This is a genomic window from Nonomuraea endophytica (assembly GCF_014203235.1).
Taxonomy (GTDB): domain Bacteria; phylum Actinomycetota; class Actinomycetes; order Streptosporangiales; family Streptosporangiaceae; genus Nonomuraea; species Nonomuraea endophytica.
In genome coordinates this window covers 1,353,476-1,373,028 of the sequence record NZ_JACHIN010000001.1, presented here as the reverse complement: position 1 = coordinate 1,373,028, position 19,553 = coordinate 1,353,476, and the positions used below count along the sequence as shown (strand labels likewise).

The following is a 19,553-nucleotide window of genomic DNA, read 5'->3' as shown; positions in this document are numbered from 1 at the left end:
CCATAATCTGGATGCATGCCCGAACTTCCAGAAGTGGCGTCGCTCACCGGGTTCCTGCGTGAGCGGGCCGTGGGCCGGACGATCCTGGCCGTCGACGTGGTCGCCTTCCAGGCGCTGAAGACCTTCGATCCGCCCGTCAGCGCGCTGGGCGGGCTCACCGTGACCGGCGTGGCGCGGCACGGCAAGTTCCTCGACCTCGACTGTGACGGCCTGCACCTGATCATCCATCTGGCGCGCGCCGGGTGGCTGCGCTGGAAGGACGACCTCTCGGGTGCGAAGCCGGTCCGTCCCGGCAAAACCCCGCTGGCGGTGCGGGTACGGCTGGCGCCCGACGACGAGGGCCTGGCCCCGGGGTTCGAGCTGACGGAGGCGGGCACGCAGAAGCGCCTGGCCGTCTATGTCACGAAAAATCCGGATGAAGTGCCGGGTATCGCCTCGCTTGGCCCCGACCCGCTGGCCGACACCTTCACCGTGGAGGTGCTGAAGGGGATCGTGGGTGGCAACCGTACCCAGATCAAAGGTCTTCTGCGCGACCAGAAGGTGATCGCGGGCATCGGCAACGCCTACTCCGACGAGGTGCTGCACGCGGCCAAGATGTCGCCGTTCAAGATCGCGGCGTCGCTGACCGACGCGCAGGTGGCCGATCTGCACGAGGCGATCGTCGCCACGCTGCGCGAGGCGGTCGAGCGGGCGCACGGGGTGGCGGCCAAGGACCTGAAGGCGGAGAAGAAGTCGGGCCTGCGCGTGCACAACCGCGCCGGGCAGCCCTGCGACGTGTGCGGCGACACCATCAGGGAGGTCTCGTTCGCCGACTCCTCGCTGCAGTACTGCCCGACCTGTCAGACCGGCGGCAAGCCGCTCGCCGACCGACGGCTGTCGCGCCTGCTCAAGTAGCCCGATGGGCGGCGAACTGGAAGCACCCGTACTCGACCGCCCGTACGTGCACCAAAGCCACCTCAGGCTCGGAGAACACCTCCTTGAGCGCCACCTCGGGGTCGGCGCCCTCGGGCAGGAGCCGCCCGCCGTGGATGCGCCCGTCGGCGGTGTAGGCACGCAGAACCCGCTGGGCGGTATGGGCGGCGGGCCAGGCAGTCGTGGCAGGCCCGCCACAAGGCTCGGCATGGATGAAAATGGGCCCCAGCTCGTCATAGGGCCCCGGGTCCGCTCCGGTCTCGGCGGCCCAGCGGCGCAGCGGCGCGTACGACACCAGAGCGATCCGCTCGCCCGCCGCCGCCTTGCCCAGGCAGCACCGCAGCGGCGCGCCGCCCTCCTCGTCGATGCTGAAGCGGGGCGCCCGGCCCGCGTCGTCCGCCCGGAGCAGCTCACGCACGATCACCGGGTCGATGGCGCTGATCTCGTATTCCATACCCCGATGCTCCCCCCGCCGCCCTCCCGATGCTGGCGGCGGTCGGACCTGGCATTCGGTCAGGCCACGAACGGCTCCTGGCCGCTCTCACTCACCATCGGCCGCCTGGCAGCCTCCCACGACTGCATGCCGCCACCCACGTTGACCGCCTCACGCCCGACATGGTTGAGCCACGCCGCCGCGTGCGCAGAGCGCCCGCCCACCCGGCACACCACATAAACGGGTTGCCCGGCAGGCACCTCGTCAAGCCGGGCCTGCAGCTCCCCCATGGGGATGTGCACGGCGTCCGGGGCGTGCCCCGCAACCCATTCGCCCTGCTCACGCACGTCCAGCAGGTACGCGCCAGCGGGCACATCCTTGGCCTCGATCTCCGGAACCGTCATACCCCCATCCTCCCAGCCCCCAGACCGTCCGGTGTCCCGCTCGATCACGCCGGTGACGGCCCGTAAAGCGCCCCGATCACGAACACGGACGCCAGGACGCACACCCAAGCACCCGCTGTAAGTACAGGGTGTCCGGTTACGTCCCCCATGATCCGTGCAAGGCACCCCAGAGTGGCTGAACGCGGGCGCATGGGGCATCATGGGGCCCGCGAGCTGGGGTAAGCCCGGCTCTGGGTATCAACGGAACGCGGGAGCTTGGGGCAACCAGGCTGAGAGGGCAGCTACCGCTGCTGCCGACCGCATGAACCTGACCGGGTAATGCCGGCGTAGGGAGCGTTCACGATGACGCGTGTCGTCGATGGATCAAACCACTCAGATGGATCACACCACTCAGATGGATCGCACCACTCGGATGGGTCCCACCATGCGGAGGTGGCCCTGACCCTGGACGGGGCCACGCCGAAAACCCTCGGCGTGCTCGACCAGGGCGCGCTGTGGGCCAATCTCGCGGTCAGCCTGCTGGGCTTCTCCGGTGCGCTGCTGCTGCTCAACCCCCTCGGCGACGCGCCGCTGAGCCTGGCGGCGGCGCTCACCGCCACCGCGGTCGGCAGCCTCATCGGCACCGCCATGGTGGGCCTGTCGGCCATCCCGGGCACCCAGACGGGGAAACCGGCGATGGTGCTGCTGCGCGGGCTGTTCGGCGCCAAGCTGTCCTACATCCCGACCGTGCTCAACATCGTCCAGATGATCGGCTGGGGCGCGTTCGAGCTCTGGGTCATCTCCAACGGCGCGATGGCGATCTTCGGTACGGCGGTGCCGTACGCCGTCTGGGTGCTTGTCGCCGGGGCGGTCACCACGGCGCTGACGATCTGGCCGCTGGGCGCGATCAGGCTGTTGCGCAGGTACGTGACGATCGGGGTGATCATCGCGATGGTGTGGTTCGCGGTGGACTTCCTGGGCAAGGCGCCGCCGCAGACCGGCGGGGACTGGAGCGCGTTCGCGCCGGCCGTCGACTACGTGATCGCACTGTCGATCTCGTGGGTGCCGCTCGCGGCCGACTTCGCGCGGCACTCGCGCTCCAGCAGGGCCGCCTTCACCGGCGTCGTGGGCGGCTACACGCTGGCCCAGATCGCCTGCCTGGGCCTGGGCGTCTACGCGGTCGCGCTGGCCGGGGCCTCGGCGGTAGCGGCGAACTCCACCGCGGTGTTCGCGCCGTTCGTGGCGGCGCCGCTGGGCGCGTTGTTCTTCGCGATCCTGGTGCTGCGCGAGACCGACCAGTCGTTCGCGAACGTGTACTCCACGACCGTCTCCCTGCAGAACCTCATGCCGAGGGTGGACCGGCGGATCTTCTCCACCGCCATCGGCGTGTTGACGGTCGCGATCGCGCTGGCCGTGGACGTCACCTCCTACGGCGCCTTCCTCGGGGTGATCGGCGCGGTGTTCGTGCCGATGTTCGCGGTGCTCGCGGTCGACTACTTCCTGCTGGGCGGCGGCACCCGGTGGAACACCGCGGAGAACGCGCCGGCCCGCTGGTCGATGCTGATCCCGTGGGCGCTGGGCTTCGCCGCCTACTGGGTGACGACGGGCACGCCGACGGTCGAGGCGTGGGACCGGATCTGGCTGCCGTTGCGCGAGGCCGTACGCCAGCCGTGGATGAACGGCGCGCTCGGCGGCGCCATCGTGGCGGCGCTGGTGACGCTGCTGGTCGGACTGGTCGGCCGGGCGCGCGCGAAGTGAGTCAGCGGTTCTCGACGGTCAGGAGGTGCCGCTTTGCGGCGGCGCCTCCGGCGTAGTCGCCGAGCTCGCCGTCGGCCTGCACGATCCGGTGGCAGGGGACGATCACGCAGACGGGGTTCTGGGCGAGCGCGTTCCCGACCGCACGCAGCGCGCGCGGCCGGCCGATGCGCTCGGCGATCTCGCCGTAGGTCGTGGTCGTCCCGTACGGCACCGCCATCATCTTCTGCAGAACCGTCCTGGCGAACGGCGTGGCGAGCGTGAGATCCACCGGCGTGGTGAACGTGCGCAGGCGGCCGGAGAAGTACGCGTCGAGCTCGCGGCACACCGGGTCGAGCCGGGCGGCGTCGGGCCCGATGAAGGAGCCGAACTGCTTGGCGACCCGCTCGAACACCGTGTTCTCTTCGTCGAAGCTGCAGGTCACGACGCCGCGTGCGGTCACGGCGAGGACGAGCCTGCCGACCGCGCCGTCGTAGCGGCCGAAGGCGACGTCGGGCGGGTCCTCGCTGCGGTAGGTGGAAGAGGTCACGCGGAGCAGGGCATCGAGGTCACCGCTCGACATACCCTCACCCACTTCGCCACCTGGGAACCCGTGACCGCAGCGTATCGGACGGATCGCCCGACGGAAGCACCCCGCCACGGGCAGTATGGAGATGTGGGAGACATGCGGGCAGGTAGTGACGACGACCTCGCGGCCGTCGTGCTCGCCAGTTCCCCCAACGCGATCATCGCCCTTGACCGGGATCAGACGGTGCTCCACTGGAATCCCGCGGCCGAGCGGCTGTTCGGCTGGACGGCCGCGGAGATCGTCGGGCGCCGGGCCCCGATCGTGCCCGACGAGCTGACCGCCGAGCACAACGCGGTGCTCGAACGCGTGCGCACCGGCGGCCAGGTCTCGCTGCACACCAAGCGTTTCCGCCGCGACGGGAGCCTGCTGGACGTGCGGATCGACACCAGCGCGCTGCTCCAGGGCAGTTCCGTCGCGGGCTACGTCTGCGTGCACCACCTGACCCAGGAGGACGACGGCGCCCGGGTGCGCGTGGCGCGCCGCGAGCGGCTGGTGCGCCGGCTCAACGACGTCGTCGGCGACATCAACTCCGAGCTGGAGCTGCCCGCCGTGCTCGACCGCATCGCCGCCAGCCTCACCGAGCTGACGGGCGCGGACGCCGGCGGTTTCGTGCTGATCGAGGGGGAACGGCTGCGCCTGGTGAGCGTGCACCAGTTGCCGGACTCGCTGAAGGACACCACGGCCGACATGCGCAACAGCCTGGTCGGCAAGCTCTTACGCACCGGCAAGACCGTTCTGCTGGAGTCGCAGGGGCTGGGCGACCTGGTCTGGGCGCGGCTGCCCGGACTGCACACGATCGCGCTCGGCGTGGCGGCGGTGGGCGGCCGGCCGTACGGGGCGCTCTACGCGTTGTTCGCCGAACGCAAGCCGGGGCACGTCGAGCTGGAGCTGCTGGAACTGCTCGCGGGGCACGCCGGCATCGCGGTCGGCAACGCGATGGCCTACCAGGACGCGGTACGTCAGCGGGCGCACGAGCGAGCGGTGTTCGACGCCAGCGCCGACGGCATCGCGGTGCTCGACGAGGAGGGCCGGGTGCTGCAGTGGAACCCGGCGGCGGCCGAGATGACCGCTTTCAGCGCCGAGGCGGTGCTGGGCGGGCCGCCGCCGTTCCCGCTGCCTCAGCCGGGGGAGAAGCTGACGTTCCAGATGGAGACCGGGCGCTGGCTCGACGTGCTGAGCGCGCGGATCGAGGAGACCGGGGAGATCGTCGTCGACTTCCGCGACGTGACCACGGCCAAGGAGCTCGAGGAGGCCAAGGATCTTTTCCTGGCGACCACGAGCCACGAGCTGCGTACCCCGATCACGATCGTGGGCGGTTTCGCCAGCACGCTCGACGCGCGCTGGGACAAGCTCAGCGACGCCGAGCGGCGCTCGGCGGTGCACACGATCGCCGAGCGGGCCAGGTCGCTCGGGCAGCTCATCGACCATCTGCTGCTCGGCTCGCGGGCGGGGGCGGAGGAGCTGTCGGTGCGGATGGAGACGTTCGACCTGGCCGAGCGGGTGCGGGCGGCGACGCTGGGGCTGCCGGTGCTGTCTGACCGGCACACGGTCGAGGTGGTGGTGCCCGATCGGCTGCCGTCGGTCCGGGGCGACGCGCTGGCCACCGACATCATCCTGGGGCAGTTGCTGGAGAACGCCTTCAAGTACTCGCCCAGGGGCGGTCTCATCTCGGTCGAGGCGTGGCCGGAGGACGATCGGGTGATCGTGGTGGTGGACGACGAGGGCGTCGGCATCGCCGCGCAGGACCGCGAGCGCATCTTCGAGAGGTTCGTGCAGGTCGACAGTGGCGACCGGCGCAGGTTCGGCGGGGTGGGGCTCGGGCTCTACATCGTGCGGAGCCTGGCCAGGGCCCAGGGCGGCGAGGTGAGCGCGCATCCCCGGCCGGGCGGGGGCACCCGCATCAGGCTGGCGCTGGGTCGTGCGCCTGATATCCGATCCGACACACCGATGCGGTAACGAGGTGGTAACGGATGCGCTGATCTATCGTCCAATGTGTACAAGCTGTGATCGAGATGCGGTTTCTGGGACTGGGTAACGGGGCATTTCGGTCGTACCGGGGAGTGTTCCCTCGGGGGAACTGGGAGCGGGGAGGTGCGCGTGTCGAGCGTGGTGCTGTTGCCTTACGCACCGTCCAGCGTCGCCGTCGCCCGCCAGCGTCTGAGCACTGATCTGCAGGCGAGCGGCGTTTTCGAGAACGCCGTCGACGACGCGGTTCTGGTCGTGAGCGAGCTGCTGAGCAACGCTCTGAGGCACGCCCATCCGCTGCCTTCCGGCATGGTCAGGGTGGCCTGGTTGTGGAGCGATGATCACATCGAAGTCGCGGTGAGCGACGGCGGAGCGGCCACCGAGCCGCGCGCGGGCCGCCCCACGCTCTCCTCGCTCGGTGGCCGTGGCCTGGGCATCGTCGAGTACGTCGCGGAAAGCTGGGGCGTTCGGCACGACGGCGACACCACTACGGTGTGGGCGATCCTGCCCGCTCCGAACGGCGTGGCGAACGGGCAGGTGGCCGCGCTCAGAGAGGCCGGGTAGCCAGCACGGCGCGTTCCCCGGCCGTCCAGGCGGTGGAGACGAGCAGGTAAAGCCCGGCCGCCAGCGGCATCACGAGTGCGAACAGCGCGGAGGCGAACGGCAGCGCCTTGATCCACGCCGGACCGTCGATCTTGCGGGCGGTCAGCCATGCCACGAGAGCGATCAGAAAGATCACAGCCGCGAAGACCAAAAATGGCCAACTGATCAGTCCGTAATTCGCGACCAGCGCGGCGACCTGGTGGCCCAGGGGCGCACCGAAAAGGGTGTGCCCGGCCAGCGCGGTCGGGTGCGTGGCGACCTGATACACCACCCACAGGAACGGCGCCTGTGCCAGGCCCGGCCAGATCCCCGCCAGCGGCGAACTGCCCTCCTTGGCGTAGAGCGCGGTCATCTCCTTGTTGAGCCGCTCGGGGTTGCGGGAGTGGCGCTTCTGCAGTTCCTTCAGCTTGGGCGCCAGCCGTTCGCGGAGTTTGGCGGCCTTGGCCTGCTTGACGCCGAGTGGCAACAGCAGCACGCGTACCGCGATGGTGAACAGCACGATGCCGAGCGCGGCGTTGCCGCCCGCCGTGCCGATGACGAAAGTGACCAGAGAGTCGATCATGAGCCCTTCCTCGGGGGAGATGAGGGCTCGCGCTTATACGAGCCCCGCCTGACGTGAAGCGGGGCTCGGTGATGGGGCTCTCGGTCTGGCCCGGCCGGCGGCGTCGGGATCGCGCTGCCGTACGAACGAGATCCGGCGCGCGTAGCGCAGCGGAAAGCTCGGCGCGGCGCCGTCACGCGCGGGCAGCAGCCTGGCGGCCCACGCGGCCAGCAGCAGGATGCCGACGCTCGCCAGCGTGGCCAGCGCCACCAGCCACGCGGGATCGAACAGGAGGGTCACTGCGAGGGCGACCCGCTGATCACCCTGACCGCGATGAACACGACCAGAGAGATGACACCGATGATCAGAGCCACCTTGAACAGCACGGCGACCATCGGGAGGATGAAGTTGAACAACACGAAGACAGCGGCCAGCGTGCCAAGCACCAGCGCGACAATGCGACCCATGTGACCAAGGTACGTCCTTCGGCGTCCTTACGGCTCGGTGACGTCCATATCGTTTGCGTACCGCGGGGCCGTACCGTGAAGAGGTGAACACCCGCATCCTGGTGGTCGACGACGACCCCACGGTGGCCGAGGTCGTCGCCCGATACCTGGAGCGCGACGGTCACCAGGTCGAATGCGTCGGCGACGGGGCCGAGGCGCTGCGCCGCGCCCTCGCCAGGCCGCCCGACCTCATGGTCCTGGACCTGATGCTGCCCAAGGTCGACGGGCTCCAGGTGTGCAGGAAGCTCAGGGAGCGCTGGCCGGTCCCGGTGATCATGCTGACCGCGCTCGGCGAGGAGATCGACCGCGTGGTCGGCCTGGAGACCGGCGCCGACGACTACGTGACCAAACCGTTCAGCCCGCGCGAACTGGCCCTGCGCGTGCGCTCCGTCCTGCGCCGCGCCCGTGGCGCGACCGGCACCGCCGGGACCGGCGTCCTGCGCGACGCCGACCTCGCGGTTGACGTCGGCGCCCATGAGGTACGGCTGGGCGACGCCGAGATCATGCTGACCGCCCGCGAGTTCGACCTGCTCGCCTACCTCATGCGTAACCCTCGACAGGCCTTCAGCCGCGCCCAGCTCCTCGACCAGGTGTGGGGCTGGTCGTTCGGCGACTCCTCCACCGTGACCGTGCACGTACGGCGGCTACGCGAGAAGATCGAACCCGACCCGACGACACCCCAGCGGATCGTCACCGTCTGGGGCGTGGGATACCGGTACGAACCGCTGCCATGACCGCCCTGTCCATCCTCGTCGCCGCCGCGCTCGGCCTGCTGGTGGCCGCGGCCGGCATCGGCGTGCTGCGCTGGCGGCGCGCCCGCTCCATCGGCGCCATGCTGGCGGTCGTCGTGGTCGCGGCCGTGGCGGCGACGCTGGCCGGCGTGGTGGCGATCACCGTCGACATGGTCATCGAGGGCCGGGCCAGGGACGTCGTGCTCGCCGTTGTCGGTGTGGGGGCGCTGGTGGGGCTTGGGGTGGCGTACGTCGTTGCCAGGCGGGTTGTCCGGGAGAGCCGGAGGCTGGTCGAGGCGGTGCGGTCGGCGCCGTTCATCGCGCCGCAGGGCCTGCCGTCCGAGCTGCAGACGATCGCCAACACGCTGGAGGAGGCTTACGCGCGCGAGCAGGCCCTGGAGGGCGCGCGGCGCGAACTCGTCGCCTGGGTCAGCCACGATTTGCGCACCCCGCTGGCCGGGATGCGCGCGATGGCCGAGGCGCTGGAGGACGGCGTCGTCACTGACCGGCGCTATGTCAGCCGGATCCGGCACGAGGTCGAACGGCTGTCGGTGATGGTGGACGACCTGTTCGAGCTGTCCAGGATCCATGCCGGGGCGCTGCGGCTGAGCCGTAGCCGGATCGGGCTGGCCGACCTGGTGGCCGATACGTTGGCCGGGGTTGAGGCCGTCGCGGCGGCCAAAGGGGTACGGCTGGCGGCGGACGCCGCGCCCGCGCCGGTGGAGGCCGATGCGGGGGCGTTGGGGCGGGCGCTGGCCAACCTGGTCGTCAACGCCATCCGCCACACGCCGTCTGACGGGACCGTGACGCTTACCTCCGGCGTGTTGGACGGCAGCGCCTATCTGGCTGTTTCCGACGCGTGTGGTGGGATTCCGGCGGCGGATCTTGCCCGGGTGTTCGATGTTGCCTTCCGTGGCGAGGCCGCCCGGACTCCTTCCCTGGATGGTGGGGCGGGGTTGGGGCTGGCCATCGCCCAGGGCATCGTGGAGGCACACGACGGGATGATCGACGTGGTCAACTCTGGGCCGGGCTGCCGCTTCGAAATCCGCCTGCCTTTGGCGCCCGCCTGACAGGCATGGTCCTCGCGGGATGGCGCGCTTCGCGCTGGGTCGCGCTCGGGCTCCTCTCAGTGGGGGGCCAAGCCCCCACGGCCCCCTGCCGGGGACCGCCCCCGGACCCCGGGCGGCTGGCCGGGCACGGCGCCGGTCCTCAAAACCCGTCAGAAGGACAACAAGCTGCATTTGCTCGGCCCTGGCTACATTTGCCGCTTGCTCAATCCGACGCCCCCTACAGAACGGTGCCGCAGGCGAGGCCGCACGTCCGAGGGGTACTTGGCCGACGTTCACAACGGCAAGGCCGAACGCTCGGGCCACCTGCCGTGGAGGGCCGGTTCCCGGTGGTTGGCCGCCCGCCCCCGGACTCCGATGGTTGACCGGGCACGGCGCCCGGCCGGTGCACGCGACCGGGCTAGCGATCCTGGGGGAAGGGCACGCGGGCCTGGCCGCAGAGGAAGGTGCGGTCGGCCAGGAGGTCGGGGGTGACGCGGATGCCGGTGAGGCGTTCGGCCAGGGCGAAGGAGGCGGCGATCAGCGGGAAGGTGAAGTCGATGTCCTCCACCGAGGCGTCGTCGCGCAGGTCGTAGCCGATCTCCACCATGTCGTCCAGCAGGGCGTCCGGGGTGCTGCCACGTCGATCATGGGCGTAGAGCGGGTCGAAGTCGAGGCGCACGTCGCCGTCCTCGGCCCAGAAGAACCGGTAGCGCCCGTTTCCGCCCTCGTAGTGCGAGACGACCCGGGTGCCGAGCGACACCGGGATCATCGCCTCCGCGGTGATGCCGAGGTGGCCGTTGCTTTCGTAGGCAAGGGTCCAGTTCTCGCCCGGGACGGTCGCGGCGCCGATGAAGAGGGCCTCACCGGTGCTGCGGAGGTCGTAGCTGGTGTCGTGGAAGTTCGCGTCCAGGCGCATGGGCTGGGGGCGGGTCTCCGCGTGCACCCGTGCCATGAACTCCTCGGGCGTCAGCCCGCGTACGAGTGTCAGGCAGTAGGGGTCGTCGAGGGTGCCACTGTCGGCCCAGGCGTAGTCGGTCGTGGTCGGCATGGCTGCGGTCATGTCAGCTTCTCGGCCCTCAAGAGACCAAGCTTGCGGCTCCTCGTCGTCGACGGCCTCGACGGTTCGGGCCGCGTCAAGCAGCGGTGACTCACTGCCCAGCCCGCGACACCGCGTGAGGCGATGTTGCGAGCCGCGTTGACGTCGGCGTGCTCAGCGAAGCCGCACGACGTACACCTGAAGGTGGCCTGGTCAGGCCGGTTGCGCCGGTCCACGTGCCCACAGCGTGAGCACTGCTGCGAGGTGTGGGCGGGATCAACGTGGATCACGGCGACCCCCGACCGGGCCGCCTTGTAGCTTATGAAGCTCCCCAGTTGGTGGAAGCTCCAGGTATGCAGCGTGACCCGCTGGGGCTTGCGGAGCCGTACCCGCTCGCGGATACCGCCCAGGGCTTCCAGGGCGATGCCGCGTCCGGTGCGTTCTGCCTCGGTCACGATCTGCTTGGCGATGGTGTGGTTGACGTTCGCTGCGAACCGTGATTCCTTGCGGCGGCGGCGCAGCTCCCGATGACGACGCCGGGCAGCGTTGAGGTGTTTACCACTGTGCCGGATCCCGGTGCTGGTGGTGGCGATGTTGACGATACCCAGATCGATCCCGAGGAACCCGTCCGGCCTGGTAATCGGGACATCGGCGACCTCGACCGTGGTGTGCAGGAACCACATTCCCTCCCGGTACGCCAGATCCGACTTGCCCCGGCGGTGGCCGGCCAGCAGGGCCAGGTGTGGGGCCGATCCGGTGAACGCCACGCCTTTCAGCCGCCCGCCGGTCGTCCAGATCGACACCGTCCGCTCCTGGTGCTGCCAGGACAGGCACCGGTCGTCGTACGGCTGAGCCAGGTTGGCGTGCAGGGTGCGGTAGGCGTCGCTCACCTTCTTGATGACGTGCTGAGCGGCTTGAGCGGCCAGCCCGAACGCGGTCTTGATCTGGTCGTAGGTGAGCTTGCGCAAGTCGTAGTGGCGAAAACACCGGTGCTCGAAGGCGATCTTCGCAACCAGATTCGCCGCCCGGTTGGAGACGCGCAGGGTGGCCTCCAGCGCCGCCGCCTGCACGGGCGTCGGCAGCAGCTTCACCCGCACCACCAGCCTCACAATTGATCACACTACCGGTCAGTCCATGTCCCCGCGATGGGTCCGAACCCCAATATCCGGCGAGGTCGTAGCGTGGTCTCCAGCCTGCATGCGATACGACTTTCACGTCCACCGGCAAGGTCCCACCCCTGCGAAGACACCGAGATCGACGTCCGTGACAGTGCCGGAGCTCCGCTGGTGAGCACGACCGCTTGGGCCGTACTTTCCTCCAGGCGTGAACGCGCGGAATTTCACTCCACATAGACTGCGCCTCTCTCGGCGCGCTACCCCATAGTGTGCGGGGGTGGATCTCTTCTCACGTTCGTGGACGGCATTGCGTACGGCGGTCGCCGAACTCCCTGACGAGGACTTCGCGAAGCCGTCGGGCTGTTCCGGCTGGCTGGTACGGGACCTGGCCTGCCATCTCGTCATCGACGCCCAGGATGTCCTGATCACCCTCGTCACCCCGGCCGAAACCGAACCGACCCATGACGCGGTGACCTATTGGGAGGTCACGAACACGCCTCCGACCGGCGAGGACCCGCTCGACGCGCTGACCGTTCGGCTGGCGGCCGCCTACGGGGAGCCTTGGATGCTCAAGTTCCACCTCGACGATGTGGGCTCGGCCGCCGGACGCGCCGCCGTACTGGCTGATCATGGGGCTTGGGTCGGCACCAAGGACCTCGTGCTCACGGCGGGTGACTATCTGTCCGCGTACGTCATCGAGTGGACGCTGCACCATCTCGACCTGATCGCGTACCTGCCCGAGGTGGCCGGGCCGCCCGCCGAGGGGCTGGCCCGGTCTCGCGAGATGCTGGAGAAGATCGCCGGGGCCGCCTTCCCGGCGTCGTTCTCCGACAGGGACGCGCTGCTGGTCGGTACCGGGCGGCGTGCCCCCACTGACGCCGAACGGGTGGAGCTGGGCGATCTGGCGGCGAAGCTCCCGTTCGTCCTGGGTTGAGCGTCAGTTCCAGTTGTCGATCTTGACATCGTGCGGGTCCGGTGCGCCGGTCCCGGTTTCGACCAGGGACTTCAGGCTCATCAGGAAGACCGCCCACTTGGTGCTGCAGTGGTGCATGAACTCCACCGGCTCCGCCCAGCCCTCATGCTTGAACAGAATGATGGTCTGGTCGTCGGCCCGGTCGAGGTCCCACACGACGTGCGTGCCGATCCACTCCTTGGGCCCCTCGACGACCTCCCACAGCACGCGCCTGTCCGGCTGGAGTTCGACGACCTTCATGTCGAACCCCCCGGCCCCGAACCGGAACGCGATCACGTCGTCGCCCATGTCCCGTGTGTCGGTCGCCCACCATCCGGCCAGTCCGCCGGTGGTGGTCAGAGCCGCGTACACCTCGGAAGCCGGTGCCTTGATGCCCACTCGGTGAAGGATGTCCACCATGTCGAGCTCCTCTCACTGATCGTCTCTGCTGCGCTGAATCGCCTCGGCGATCCGCTTGATGCGCTGCAACCTGGAGTCCCATGCCGCGCCCACCGCTGACAGCTGGGCGACCGCACGCGCGAGTTGCGCCTCGTCCACCTGGTACCGCCTTTCCCGTCCGTACGGCGCCGCGTGCACCAGACCGACGCGGTCGAGCACGCCGAGATGTTTGGCGATGGCCTGCCGGGTCACGGGCAGCCGCTCGCTGAGGCTGGTGGCGGTGCCGTTGCCGTCCGCCAGAAGCAGGTCGAGGATCCGCCGACGGGTCGGGTCGCCGACCGCGGACCACAGATCGTCGTCGACGGCGGCACTCACGGAGCCGACACCAGCCGCGCGACGTACTCCCCGAGCCGGGGCACGAAGGTGTCCCAGCCGGTGACGTGATCGCTGTACACCTCCTCCAGCTTGGCCGCCTCCCAGCCCATCTCCCGGAACCCGGTCTCGGTGAGCCGGATCCGCGTCCCGTCGCCGGACGGGGTGAGCTCGAACGTGACCAGCAGCGAGCTGACGGAGTCGTCGATCTTGCCGCCCGGATGAGACCACCGGAACGAGAACAGCCGCGGCGGCTCGGCACTGACCACGACGAACGGGACGACTTCCACCCGATCACCCCAGACCAGCTCGCCGATGGCGCCGGGGGTGGACTCGTCGATGGACGCGTCGTCGCTCCACCACTGCGAGATGTGCTCTGGGCGGCTGACGACCTCGTAGACCACCTCGGGTGAGGCCTCGACGTGGATCTCCCGCTCGATGCTGCCGTACTCCAGGCTCTTCACCACTTCGCTATGCGCAACGTTTGGTTGCACATCACGTTACCGGCTTGCCTCCCAACATGCAACCATCGGTTGCACATCTCGACCCTGGCAAGATTATTCGAACAGTTCGATTTATCGTGTCGCCCCGGATACGCTGAGTCGGTGGACTGGCGGGCGGATGTCACCACGGGTATGGCCTCCGCGCTGCGGGAACGCGCCGCCCTCGTGGCGCTGCTGCGGCGTGCGAGTGCGTGCTGGTCCGACGTGGCCTTGGCCGTGCTGGAGGAGGATCTTCACGGTCAGCAGGTGCTGTTCGCGGAGACCGATCCTGTCGAAACCGCGACGCCGAGGCGCTCACGTTTCTGGAGCGATGGACGGCGACGGGAGCCGGGGTTCACGCCTTCTTCGACGCCGACTATCCCAGCCAACTGCGCAGCATCCATCAGATGCCACCGATCCTCTTCACGAAGGGCACGCCGGCCGAGGACACGCGGGCGATCGCCGTCGTGGGCACCCGCCAGGCGAGCGAGCAAGGACTGCGCACCGCCTCGGCCGTGGCCAGGGATCTCGCGCTGGTCGGCGTGACCGTGGTGAGCGGGCTGGCCAAGGGGATCGACGCCGCGGCGCACAGGGCTGCGCTGGAGGCAGGCGGCCGGACGGTCGCCGTCATCGGCACCGGAATCGACCAGTCCTATCCCGCGGAGAATCGTGCCCTGCAGCGCCAGATCAGCCGAGACGGACTGCTGCTCAGCCAGTTCTGGCCGGACGCTCCGCCGAGCCAGCGCAACTTCCCCATGCGCAACGCGGTGATGAGCGGCTACGCGGCCGCCACTGTGGTCGTGGAGGCGCCGTGGAAAAGCCCGCATCCAAGCCCGCCTCGCCCTGGAACATGGACGGCCGGTGGTCATGCCGGAGCAACTCCTGGAGCACGACTGGGCCCGTGAGTACGCGAAGAAGCCCGGAGTCCACGTCGTCACGAGCCTCCGCGCACTCCTTGAGGTCGTGGAGGATCTGATCGCGGATCTCAACGCCGACCCCGACTCTCTTCCGGACGCCCCCGCCCTTGCCTCCATGATCCACGCGGTGTCGGATTGAACGAGCGGCAAAGGTAACTGGCAGGCGGTTGCATTTGCCGCGCCTGTGGGCCGCATCGAGGACAGCTCGGGCGTGGAAGGGCGCTTAAGAGCATCCCGATGCTTGTTGTCCTTCTGACGGGTTTTGAGGACCGGGTCTCCGGTGGCGTGCCCGGCCAGCCACCCGGGGTCCGGGGGCGGGCCCCCGGCTGGGGGCCGTGGGGGGCTTGGCCCCCCACTGAGAGGAGCCCGAGCGCGACCCAGCGCGAAGCGCGCCATCCCGCAAGGACCGTCTCCCGCGAAGCGCGCCATCCCGCGAGGACCATTCAGGCGGGCGAAGGCACCCGAGGCGTACCAAACGATTCGGACATTGCCCGAAATGTGGGGCAGGGCCAGCGCCACATGCAGCTCCGGCACCGCAGGATCGGGTGGGCCGTGTCGCTCGTGATCCCCCCGGCGTCACGAGGCTGGTGCAGGTCGAGCAGGCGCAGGCCGAGCTCGGCGAAGGTCAGCAGGGTGTCTCTGGCGTCGCCGAGGAAGTCGAGGTCCTCGCCGGCCAGCTTGGTGCGGACGGGGACGTACCCGTCGTTGTTGAGCAGCCCCCGCAGGCGCCCTGCTTCGTCGTGCCACGAGGTGGCCTTCTCGGTGCGGATGTGGATGGCCTCCAGCTGTTCGCGCAGGCGCTGGCGCTGGGGATCTTCGGAATGCTCTGTGGTCATGTGTACGCTCGGGCCCCTGGCTTCCGTGATGCGGTGGTATTGACCAGGAGGGCCCGTGCAACCCCCCTTTCCGGCACTTGCCGGTGTCACAGTGTCAAGCTTCGCGTACTCTCCGTTTTCATGGAGCCCAAACGCGGGACAAAAACCTGGCGTTCCACTATCGGCGTGAGAACGTGACCAGACGCCTCCACCCCGCTAGCCTGCCCATGTGGAGCTCAAGGTCTCGACTCGATCACATGCCGGCCATGCACTAGTTGCGATCGCCGGTGAAATCGACCTCTATACGGCGCCCCGCCTCCAGCAGGAGTTCACTCGCCTGCTGCAGGACGGGCCCAATCGCGTGGTCATCGACATGTCCCTGGTGGAGTTCTGCGACTCCACGGGGATGAACGTGCTGCTGTCAGCACTCAAACGCATGAAGGAGCAGGGGGGCGAGCTCGACGTGGCCGCCCCGCGCCCCGCCGTGCGCAAGATCCTTCAGGTCACGGGACTCGACTCGGTGTTCACCGTGCACGATGAGGTGCCCGAGGAGTTTTTGATCTCCGAGGGGTCATGACGCCGGACACCGCGGTCGTCATCCCGGCCAAGAACGAGGCCGACCGCATCGGCGCGACCGTACGGGCCGCGCTGGAGCTGCCCGGGGTCGATCTCGTCGTGGTCGTCGACGACGGCTCGCTCGACCAGACCGGCCGGGTGGCGCGGGCCGCGGGCGCCAGGGTGGTGCGTCACAGCCGCAACCGCGGCAAGGCCGCCGCCATGGAGACGGGCTCGGAAGCGGTCCGTCTGCTCGACGGCGACACGCCGCGGCACCTGCTGTTCCTGGACGCCGATCTGGGCGAGTCCGCGCGTACGGCGGCCGCCCTGATCGAGCCGGTACGCGCGGGCAAGGCGGACATGTCGATCGCGGTCTTCGCCACCCGTGTACGCCTGGGCGGCCACGGCATGGTCGTCCGCCTGTCTCGTGACGGCATCCGCCGGGCCACCGGCGGGTTCGAGGCGACGCAGCCGCTCAACGGCCAGCGCTGCCTGACCAGGGCGGCGTTCGAGGCGGCCAGGCCACTGGCCCACGGCTTCGGCGTGGAGACGGGGCTGACGATCGACCTGGTGCGCAAGGGCTATCGGGTGGCCGAGGTCGAGGTCGAGATGGCTCACCGGGCCACGGGCAACGACTGGCGTGCCCAGGTGCACCGCGCGAAGCAGTTGCGGGACGTGGCGCTGGCCCTGGCGGTCCGGGAGCCGGCGGTCCGCAGTGCGCTCGGCAAGCGGCCCGCCCGTTAACGCGGTTGCGGCCCTCAATTGAGGGCGTTGCGGACGCGCCTCGGCGGTTTCGGCCGTCGGCGCGGGCCGTTACGGCCGCTTGCGGAGGAGCTCGACCAGGGAGGCGATGCTCTGGTCGGCGCGTCCTTCGGCGACCGCCCGCCTGAGCAGGTCGTGCATGGGCTCGTGCCAGGCGACGTCCAGGTTGCCCTCACGGCCGATCTCGTGGTCGTACGGGATGCCCTCGTGGAAGAGGCCGAGCGCCGACTCGGGATTGGCGTAGTCGCCCTTGTCCACCGCCTCGGCCAGGGACGGCAGCAGCTGGATGATCATTTCCAGCCACTTCGTCTCGTAGCGCACCAGTGAGGACGCCTCCAGCCCGCGCGAGGTGACCAGCGCCGCGCCCTGCAGGAAGGCGACGATGGTCGGCAGCAGCGTGCCGCCCACGGCCAGCTCGTACAACCCGGCCAGATCCGGGTCTTCACCCAGATGCACGGTGTCGCCGCCCATGACCCGCAATGTCGGCGCATGGCGGTCGAAGGTCGCCCGGTCGCCGCTGTAGTACAGCAGGGTGTCCGGCAGCCCGACCGCCGAGGGCACGTTCTTGATCGCGCCCGCCAGGAAGTGCACGCCGTGCCGCGCCGCCCACCCGGCGGTCTCGCGCGCGCCCGCCGGGGTTCCGCTGTTCAGGGTGACCAAGGTACGCCCGGACAGCTTGCCCGCCGCCGGTTCCAGCGCCTCCCGGGCGGCCTCGAAGGTGGTCAGGATCGCGATGACCAGATCGCCGGCCGCCACGGCCTCCTCGACGCTCGCCGCTCGCACCGCGCCCTGCGGCGTCGGCCTTCCGGCTGAGCGGTTCCACACGGTCGTCGGGTGCCCGGCGGCGACATATGCCTCGGCCAGGGCGGTGCCGACGGAGCCCAGGCCGATGATCGTTACTGGTGTTCTCATGCTCGGTATGCTCCGGGCTGGCGAACATTTCATCAAGTACCTACTATTTTGTTCGTGAAGAAGTCGCGCTACACCTGCGGTCTCGACGCCGCCATGGACATCATGGGCGGCAAGTGGAAGGTGCTGATCCTGTGGGGCCTCTGCGACGGCCCGCGCAGGTTCGGCGAGGTCCGCCGGGAGGTGCCCGGCATCAGCGAGCGCATCCTCACCCTGCAGTTGCGGGAGATGGAGAAGGCGGGCCTGGTGCTCCGTGAGGACTATCACCAGATCCCGCCCAAAGTCGTGTACTCGCTGACCGAGTTCGGCTCCTCCCTCCTGGCCGCGCTCATCCCGCTCGGGGACTGGGGGGCGGAGCACATGGCCCGCATCGAGGCCATCCCCCGCGACTAGTTACCGCATCGTGTGGAAGATCCGGGCGCCGACCACGGCCAGGGCGGCCAGCGCGGCCGTTGCCGTCCAGATGAACAGGGCGGGCCAGACGTAGGAGATCTGGGCGAGGGTGCCGGAGCGGTTCATCAGCAGGTCGAAGAGCTCGGCCAGCCCGGCGAACAACGCCACCGGCAGCGCGTACGGCGCCAGCCGTACCACCAGACGCCAGGTCGCGCGCCCGGAACGGCGGCGAGCCCAGGTGCGGGCGCGGTAGACGCCCAGGGCGCCCAGGGCCAGCGTGAGCAGGGTCATTCCGGCCAGGATCGGGTCGGCGGTGCTGGTGAAGGGGGTGAGCTGCTGGTCGGGGCGGCCTTCGGCGAGGTCGATCAGGCCGTCGGCGATGATCGAGGCGTCGTCGCCGGACATCATGCCGGTGTTGGTGACGACGGCGATGCCGTACCCGCTGCCGGGCAGGAGGATTTGTGCGGAGTTGTGGGTGAGCAGCCAGCCGGTGTGCTTGAGCATGGGCGCGCCGCCGGGGGTGCGGCCGGTGTACCAGCCCATGGCGTACGTGCTCTCGCCGACGCCGGAGCCCTGGTGGGTGGCCTTGATCGCGGGCCGGTCGCCGTTCTGGGCGATGAGCCACCTGGCCATGTCGCCGGCGGTGGAGACCACGCCGTAGCCGCCGTTGACGAACCACTCGGGGTGCGAGCGCGGCACGACCTGGCCGTAGGCGCGGACGTAGCCCTTGGCGGCGCCGGGCAGCTCGCGGCTGGTGTTCACCGTTTTGGTGGCGTTCATGCCGAGGGGGCGGAAGACGTCGGCGGCCATGTGCTCGGCGAAGGGCCGCCGCGTGACGACCTCGACCAGGCGGCCCAGGAGCGAGTAGTTGGGGTTGTGGTAGTACATCCGGGTGCCCGGCTCCGCGCTCAGCCCGGCGGTGCGCAGCATGGCCACCGAGTCCTTCAGCGTCGCGGGGGCGTCGAGCGTGAGCTCGGGGAAGCTGCGGTCGGACATGCCGGAGGTCTGGTTGAGCAGCTGCCTCACGGTGATCTTCGCCGCGCGCGGGTCGGCCATGGTGAACTCCGGCAGATACTCCCTGACCGGGGCGTCCAGTTTCACCTTGCCCTGCTCGGCCAGCTGGGTGACCGCCAGCGCGGTGAACGACTTGGAGACCGAGGCCAGCGGCATCGGGGTGTCCTTCGTGATCGCCTGGCCGTCGGCGGTGTGGCCGTAACCGGCGGTGAGGACGACCTTGTCGCCCTTGGTGACGGCGACCATGGCCCCGGGCAGGCCGGTCCGCTCGACGTAGTCACGGACGTAGGAGTCGATGCCGAGGTTGTCGTCGGCGGTCGCCGTACCCATGGCGGAAAGGAGGAAAGCGCCGGTCAGGGCGGTGATCAGCATCGGGGTTCGCATGA

Annotated in this window: 26 protein-coding genes and 1 riboswitch; of the genes, 12 read left to right on the top strand and 14 right to left on the bottom strand. The window is 69.5% G+C overall.

The genetic code is table 11. The features are described from left to right. Window positions 1-15 precede the first annotated feature (15 nt). Complete coding sequence (locus tag HNR40_RS06630; protein WP_184959022.1) at window positions 16-894, top strand: Fpg/Nei family DNA glycosylase; 879 nt, start codon at window positions 16-18, stop codon at window positions 892-894. On the opposite strand, the gene HNR40_RS06625 is transcribed toward HNR40_RS06630, so the two are convergent. Beyond that, complete coding sequence (locus tag HNR40_RS06625; RefSeq protein ID WP_184959021.1) at window positions 887-1,366, bottom strand: DUF1203 domain-containing protein; 480 nt, start codon at window positions 1,364-1,366, stop codon at window positions 887-889. The genes HNR40_RS06630 and HNR40_RS06625 overlap by 8 nt on opposite strands. Before the next feature lie 59 nt (window positions 1,367-1,425). Next, window positions 1,426-1,749, bottom strand: a complete 324-nt coding sequence (locus HNR40_RS06620) for a rhodanese-like domain-containing protein (RefSeq protein ID WP_184959020.1) — start codon at window positions 1,747-1,749, stop codon at window positions 1,426-1,428. A 237-nt stretch (window positions 1,750-1,986) separates the two neighbouring features. Further along, a riboswitch (TPP riboswitch) is annotated at window positions 1,987-2,101 on the top strand. A gap of 80 nt (window positions 2,102-2,181) precedes the next feature. On the opposite strand from HNR40_RS06620, the gene HNR40_RS06615 reads away from it, so the two are divergent. Next, window positions 2,182-3,486 carry a purine-cytosine permease family protein gene (locus HNR40_RS06615; protein ID WP_312896211.1) on the top strand — a complete coding sequence of 435 codons (1,305 nt, stop codon included), beginning with the start codon at window positions 2,182-2,184 and terminating at the stop codon, window positions 3,484-3,486. Between the two features lies 1 nt (window position 3,487). Here the strand turns inward: HNR40_RS06615 and HNR40_RS06610 are convergent, their stop codons facing one another. Beyond that, window positions 3,488-4,012 carry a methylated-DNA--[protein]-cysteine S-methyltransferase gene (locus HNR40_RS06610; protein WP_312896210.1) on the bottom strand — a complete coding sequence of 175 codons (525 nt, stop codon included), beginning with the start codon at window positions 4,010-4,012 and terminating at the stop codon, window positions 3,488-3,490. A gap of 135 nt (window positions 4,013-4,147) precedes the next feature. Here HNR40_RS06610 and HNR40_RS06605 point away from each other — a divergent pair, with 135 nt between their 5' ends. Continuing rightward, on the top strand, window positions 4,148-6,007 hold the full coding sequence (locus tag HNR40_RS06605) for a PAS domain-containing sensor histidine kinase (RefSeq protein WP_184959017.1): 1,860 nt from the start codon (window positions 4,148-4,150) through the stop codon (window positions 6,005-6,007). 141 nt (window positions 6,008-6,148) lie between these two features. After that, window positions 6,149-6,580 (top strand): ATP-binding protein, encoded by a 432-nt coding sequence (locus tag HNR40_RS06600; RefSeq protein WP_312896209.1) that lies wholly within the window; start codon window positions 6,149-6,151, stop codon window positions 6,578-6,580. Here HNR40_RS06600 and HNR40_RS06595 read toward each other — a convergent pair. The 3 genes from HNR40_RS06595 to HNR40_RS06585 are packed head-to-tail and all read right to left on the bottom strand — an operon-like array spanning window position 6,564 to window position 7,627. Continuing rightward, window positions 6,564-7,181, bottom strand: a complete 618-nt coding sequence (locus HNR40_RS06595) for a YidC/Oxa1 family membrane protein insertase (RefSeq protein ID WP_184959015.1) — start codon at window positions 7,179-7,181, stop codon at window positions 6,564-6,566. The genes HNR40_RS06600 and HNR40_RS06595 overlap by 17 nt on opposite strands. Window positions 7,182-7,214: 33 nt before the next feature. Continuing rightward, on the bottom strand, window positions 7,215-7,460 hold the full coding sequence (locus HNR40_RS06590; RefSeq protein WP_184959014.1) for a DUF6412 domain-containing protein: 246 nt from the start codon (window positions 7,458-7,460) through the stop codon (window positions 7,215-7,217). Next, window positions 7,457-7,627, bottom strand: a complete 171-nt coding sequence (locus HNR40_RS06585; RefSeq protein WP_184959013.1) for a hypothetical protein — start codon at window positions 7,625-7,627, stop codon at window positions 7,457-7,459. The genes HNR40_RS06590 and HNR40_RS06585 overlap by 4 nt, the downstream gene beginning before the upstream one ends. Before the next feature lie 83 nt (window positions 7,628-7,710). Between HNR40_RS06585 and HNR40_RS06580 the strand changes: the two genes are divergently transcribed. Continuing rightward, window positions 7,711-8,400, top strand: coding sequence for a response regulator transcription factor (locus HNR40_RS06580; RefSeq protein WP_184959012.1), 690 nt, complete (start codon window positions 7,711-7,713; stop codon window positions 8,398-8,400). Next, window positions 8,397-9,467, top strand: a complete 1,071-nt coding sequence (locus tag HNR40_RS06575; RefSeq protein WP_184959011.1) for a sensor histidine kinase — start codon at window positions 8,397-8,399, stop codon at window positions 9,465-9,467. Before HNR40_RS06580 ends, HNR40_RS06575 begins: the two co-directional genes overlap by 4 nt. A gap of 397 nt (window positions 9,468-9,864) precedes the next feature. On the opposite strand, the gene HNR40_RS06570 is transcribed toward HNR40_RS06575, so the two are convergent. Continuing rightward, window positions 9,865-10,506 carry a DUF6461 domain-containing protein gene (locus HNR40_RS06570; protein WP_184959010.1) on the bottom strand — a complete coding sequence of 214 codons (642 nt, stop codon included), beginning with the start codon at window positions 10,504-10,506 and terminating at the stop codon, window positions 9,865-9,867. Continuing rightward, window positions 10,503-11,591, bottom strand: coding sequence for an RNA-guided endonuclease InsQ/TnpB family protein (locus HNR40_RS06565; RefSeq protein WP_312896208.1), 1,089 nt, complete (start codon window positions 11,589-11,591; stop codon window positions 10,503-10,505). The genes HNR40_RS06570 and HNR40_RS06565 overlap by 4 nt, the downstream gene beginning before the upstream one ends. Window positions 11,592-11,874: 283 nt before the next feature. On the opposite strand from HNR40_RS06565, the gene HNR40_RS06560 reads away from it, so the two are divergent. Continuing rightward, complete coding sequence (locus HNR40_RS06560) at window positions 11,875-12,531, top strand: maleylpyruvate isomerase N-terminal domain-containing protein (protein ID WP_184959009.1); 657 nt, start codon at window positions 11,875-11,877, stop codon at window positions 12,529-12,531. 3 nt (window positions 12,532-12,534) lie between these two features. Here HNR40_RS06560 and HNR40_RS06555 read toward each other — a convergent pair whose 3' ends face one another. The 3 genes from HNR40_RS06555 to HNR40_RS06545 are packed head-to-tail and all read right to left on the bottom strand — an operon-like array spanning window position 12,535 to window position 13,784. Continuing rightward, a complete protein-coding gene (locus HNR40_RS06555; protein ID WP_184959008.1) occupies window positions 12,535-12,969 on the bottom strand; it encodes an SRPBCC family protein in 435 nt (144 codons plus the stop codon). 12 nt (window positions 12,970-12,981) lie between these two features. Then, the gene (locus tag HNR40_RS06550) at window positions 12,982-13,323 is read right to left on the bottom strand and encodes an ArsR/SmtB family transcription factor (RefSeq protein ID WP_184959007.1); all 342 of its coding nucleotides are present in this window, start codon (window positions 13,321-13,323) and stop codon (window positions 12,982-12,984) included. Then, window positions 13,320-13,784, bottom strand: a complete 465-nt coding sequence (locus tag HNR40_RS06545) for an SRPBCC domain-containing protein (protein WP_312896207.1) — start codon at window positions 13,782-13,784, stop codon at window positions 13,320-13,322. The genes HNR40_RS06550 and HNR40_RS06545 overlap by 4 nt, the downstream gene beginning before the upstream one ends. Window positions 13,785-14,209: 425 nt before the next feature. Between HNR40_RS06545 and HNR40_RS54250 the strand changes: the two genes are divergently transcribed. Together HNR40_RS54250 and HNR40_RS54245 are read left to right on the top strand one after the other, a co-directional pair. Further along, entirely contained in the window at window positions 14,210-14,707 is a 498-nt protein-coding gene (locus HNR40_RS54250) for a DNA-processing protein DprA (protein WP_512699309.1), read from the top strand. Continuing rightward, window positions 14,670-14,858 (top strand): hypothetical protein, encoded by a 189-nt coding sequence (locus HNR40_RS54245; RefSeq protein WP_246508359.1) that lies wholly within the window; start codon window positions 14,670-14,672, stop codon window positions 14,856-14,858. Before HNR40_RS54250 ends, HNR40_RS54245 begins: the two co-directional genes overlap by 38 nt. 304 nt (window positions 14,859-15,162) lie before the next feature. Here HNR40_RS54245 and HNR40_RS06535 read toward each other — a convergent pair whose 3' ends face one another. Then, the gene (locus tag HNR40_RS06535) at window positions 15,163-15,555 is read right to left on the bottom strand and encodes a hypothetical protein (RefSeq protein WP_184959006.1); all 393 of its coding nucleotides are present in this window, start codon (window positions 15,553-15,555) and stop codon (window positions 15,163-15,165) included. A gap of 208 nt (window positions 15,556-15,763) precedes the next feature. Here HNR40_RS06535 and HNR40_RS06530 point away from each other — a divergent pair, with 208 nt between their 5' ends. Further along, window positions 15,764-16,111: an STAS domain-containing protein gene (locus HNR40_RS06530; RefSeq protein WP_184959005.1), complete on the top strand. Its 348-nt coding sequence runs from the start codon at window positions 15,764-15,766 to the stop codon at window positions 16,109-16,111. Continuing rightward, entirely contained in the window at window positions 16,108-16,833 is a 726-nt protein-coding gene (locus HNR40_RS06525) for a glycosyltransferase family 2 protein (RefSeq protein WP_184959004.1), read from the top strand. Before HNR40_RS06530 ends, HNR40_RS06525 begins: the two co-directional genes overlap by 4 nt. Window positions 16,834-16,902: 69 nt before the next feature. On the opposite strand, the gene HNR40_RS06520 is transcribed toward HNR40_RS06525, so the two are convergent. Then, window positions 16,903-17,763, bottom strand: a complete 861-nt coding sequence (locus HNR40_RS06520; protein WP_221339937.1) for an NAD(P)-dependent oxidoreductase — start codon at window positions 17,761-17,763, stop codon at window positions 16,903-16,905. Between the two features lie 54 nt (window positions 17,764-17,817). Between HNR40_RS06520 and HNR40_RS06515 the strand changes: the two genes are divergently transcribed. After that, window positions 17,818-18,153 carry a winged helix-turn-helix transcriptional regulator gene (locus tag HNR40_RS06515; protein ID WP_312896205.1) on the top strand — a complete coding sequence of 112 codons (336 nt, stop codon included), beginning with the start codon at window positions 17,818-17,820 and terminating at the stop codon, window positions 18,151-18,153. Here HNR40_RS06515 and HNR40_RS06510 read toward each other — a convergent pair whose 3' ends face one another. Next, complete coding sequence (locus HNR40_RS06510) at window positions 18,154-19,551, bottom strand: serine hydrolase domain-containing protein (protein ID WP_184959002.1); 1,398 nt, start codon at window positions 19,549-19,551, stop codon at window positions 18,154-18,156. Window positions 19,552-19,553 lie beyond the last annotated feature (2 nt).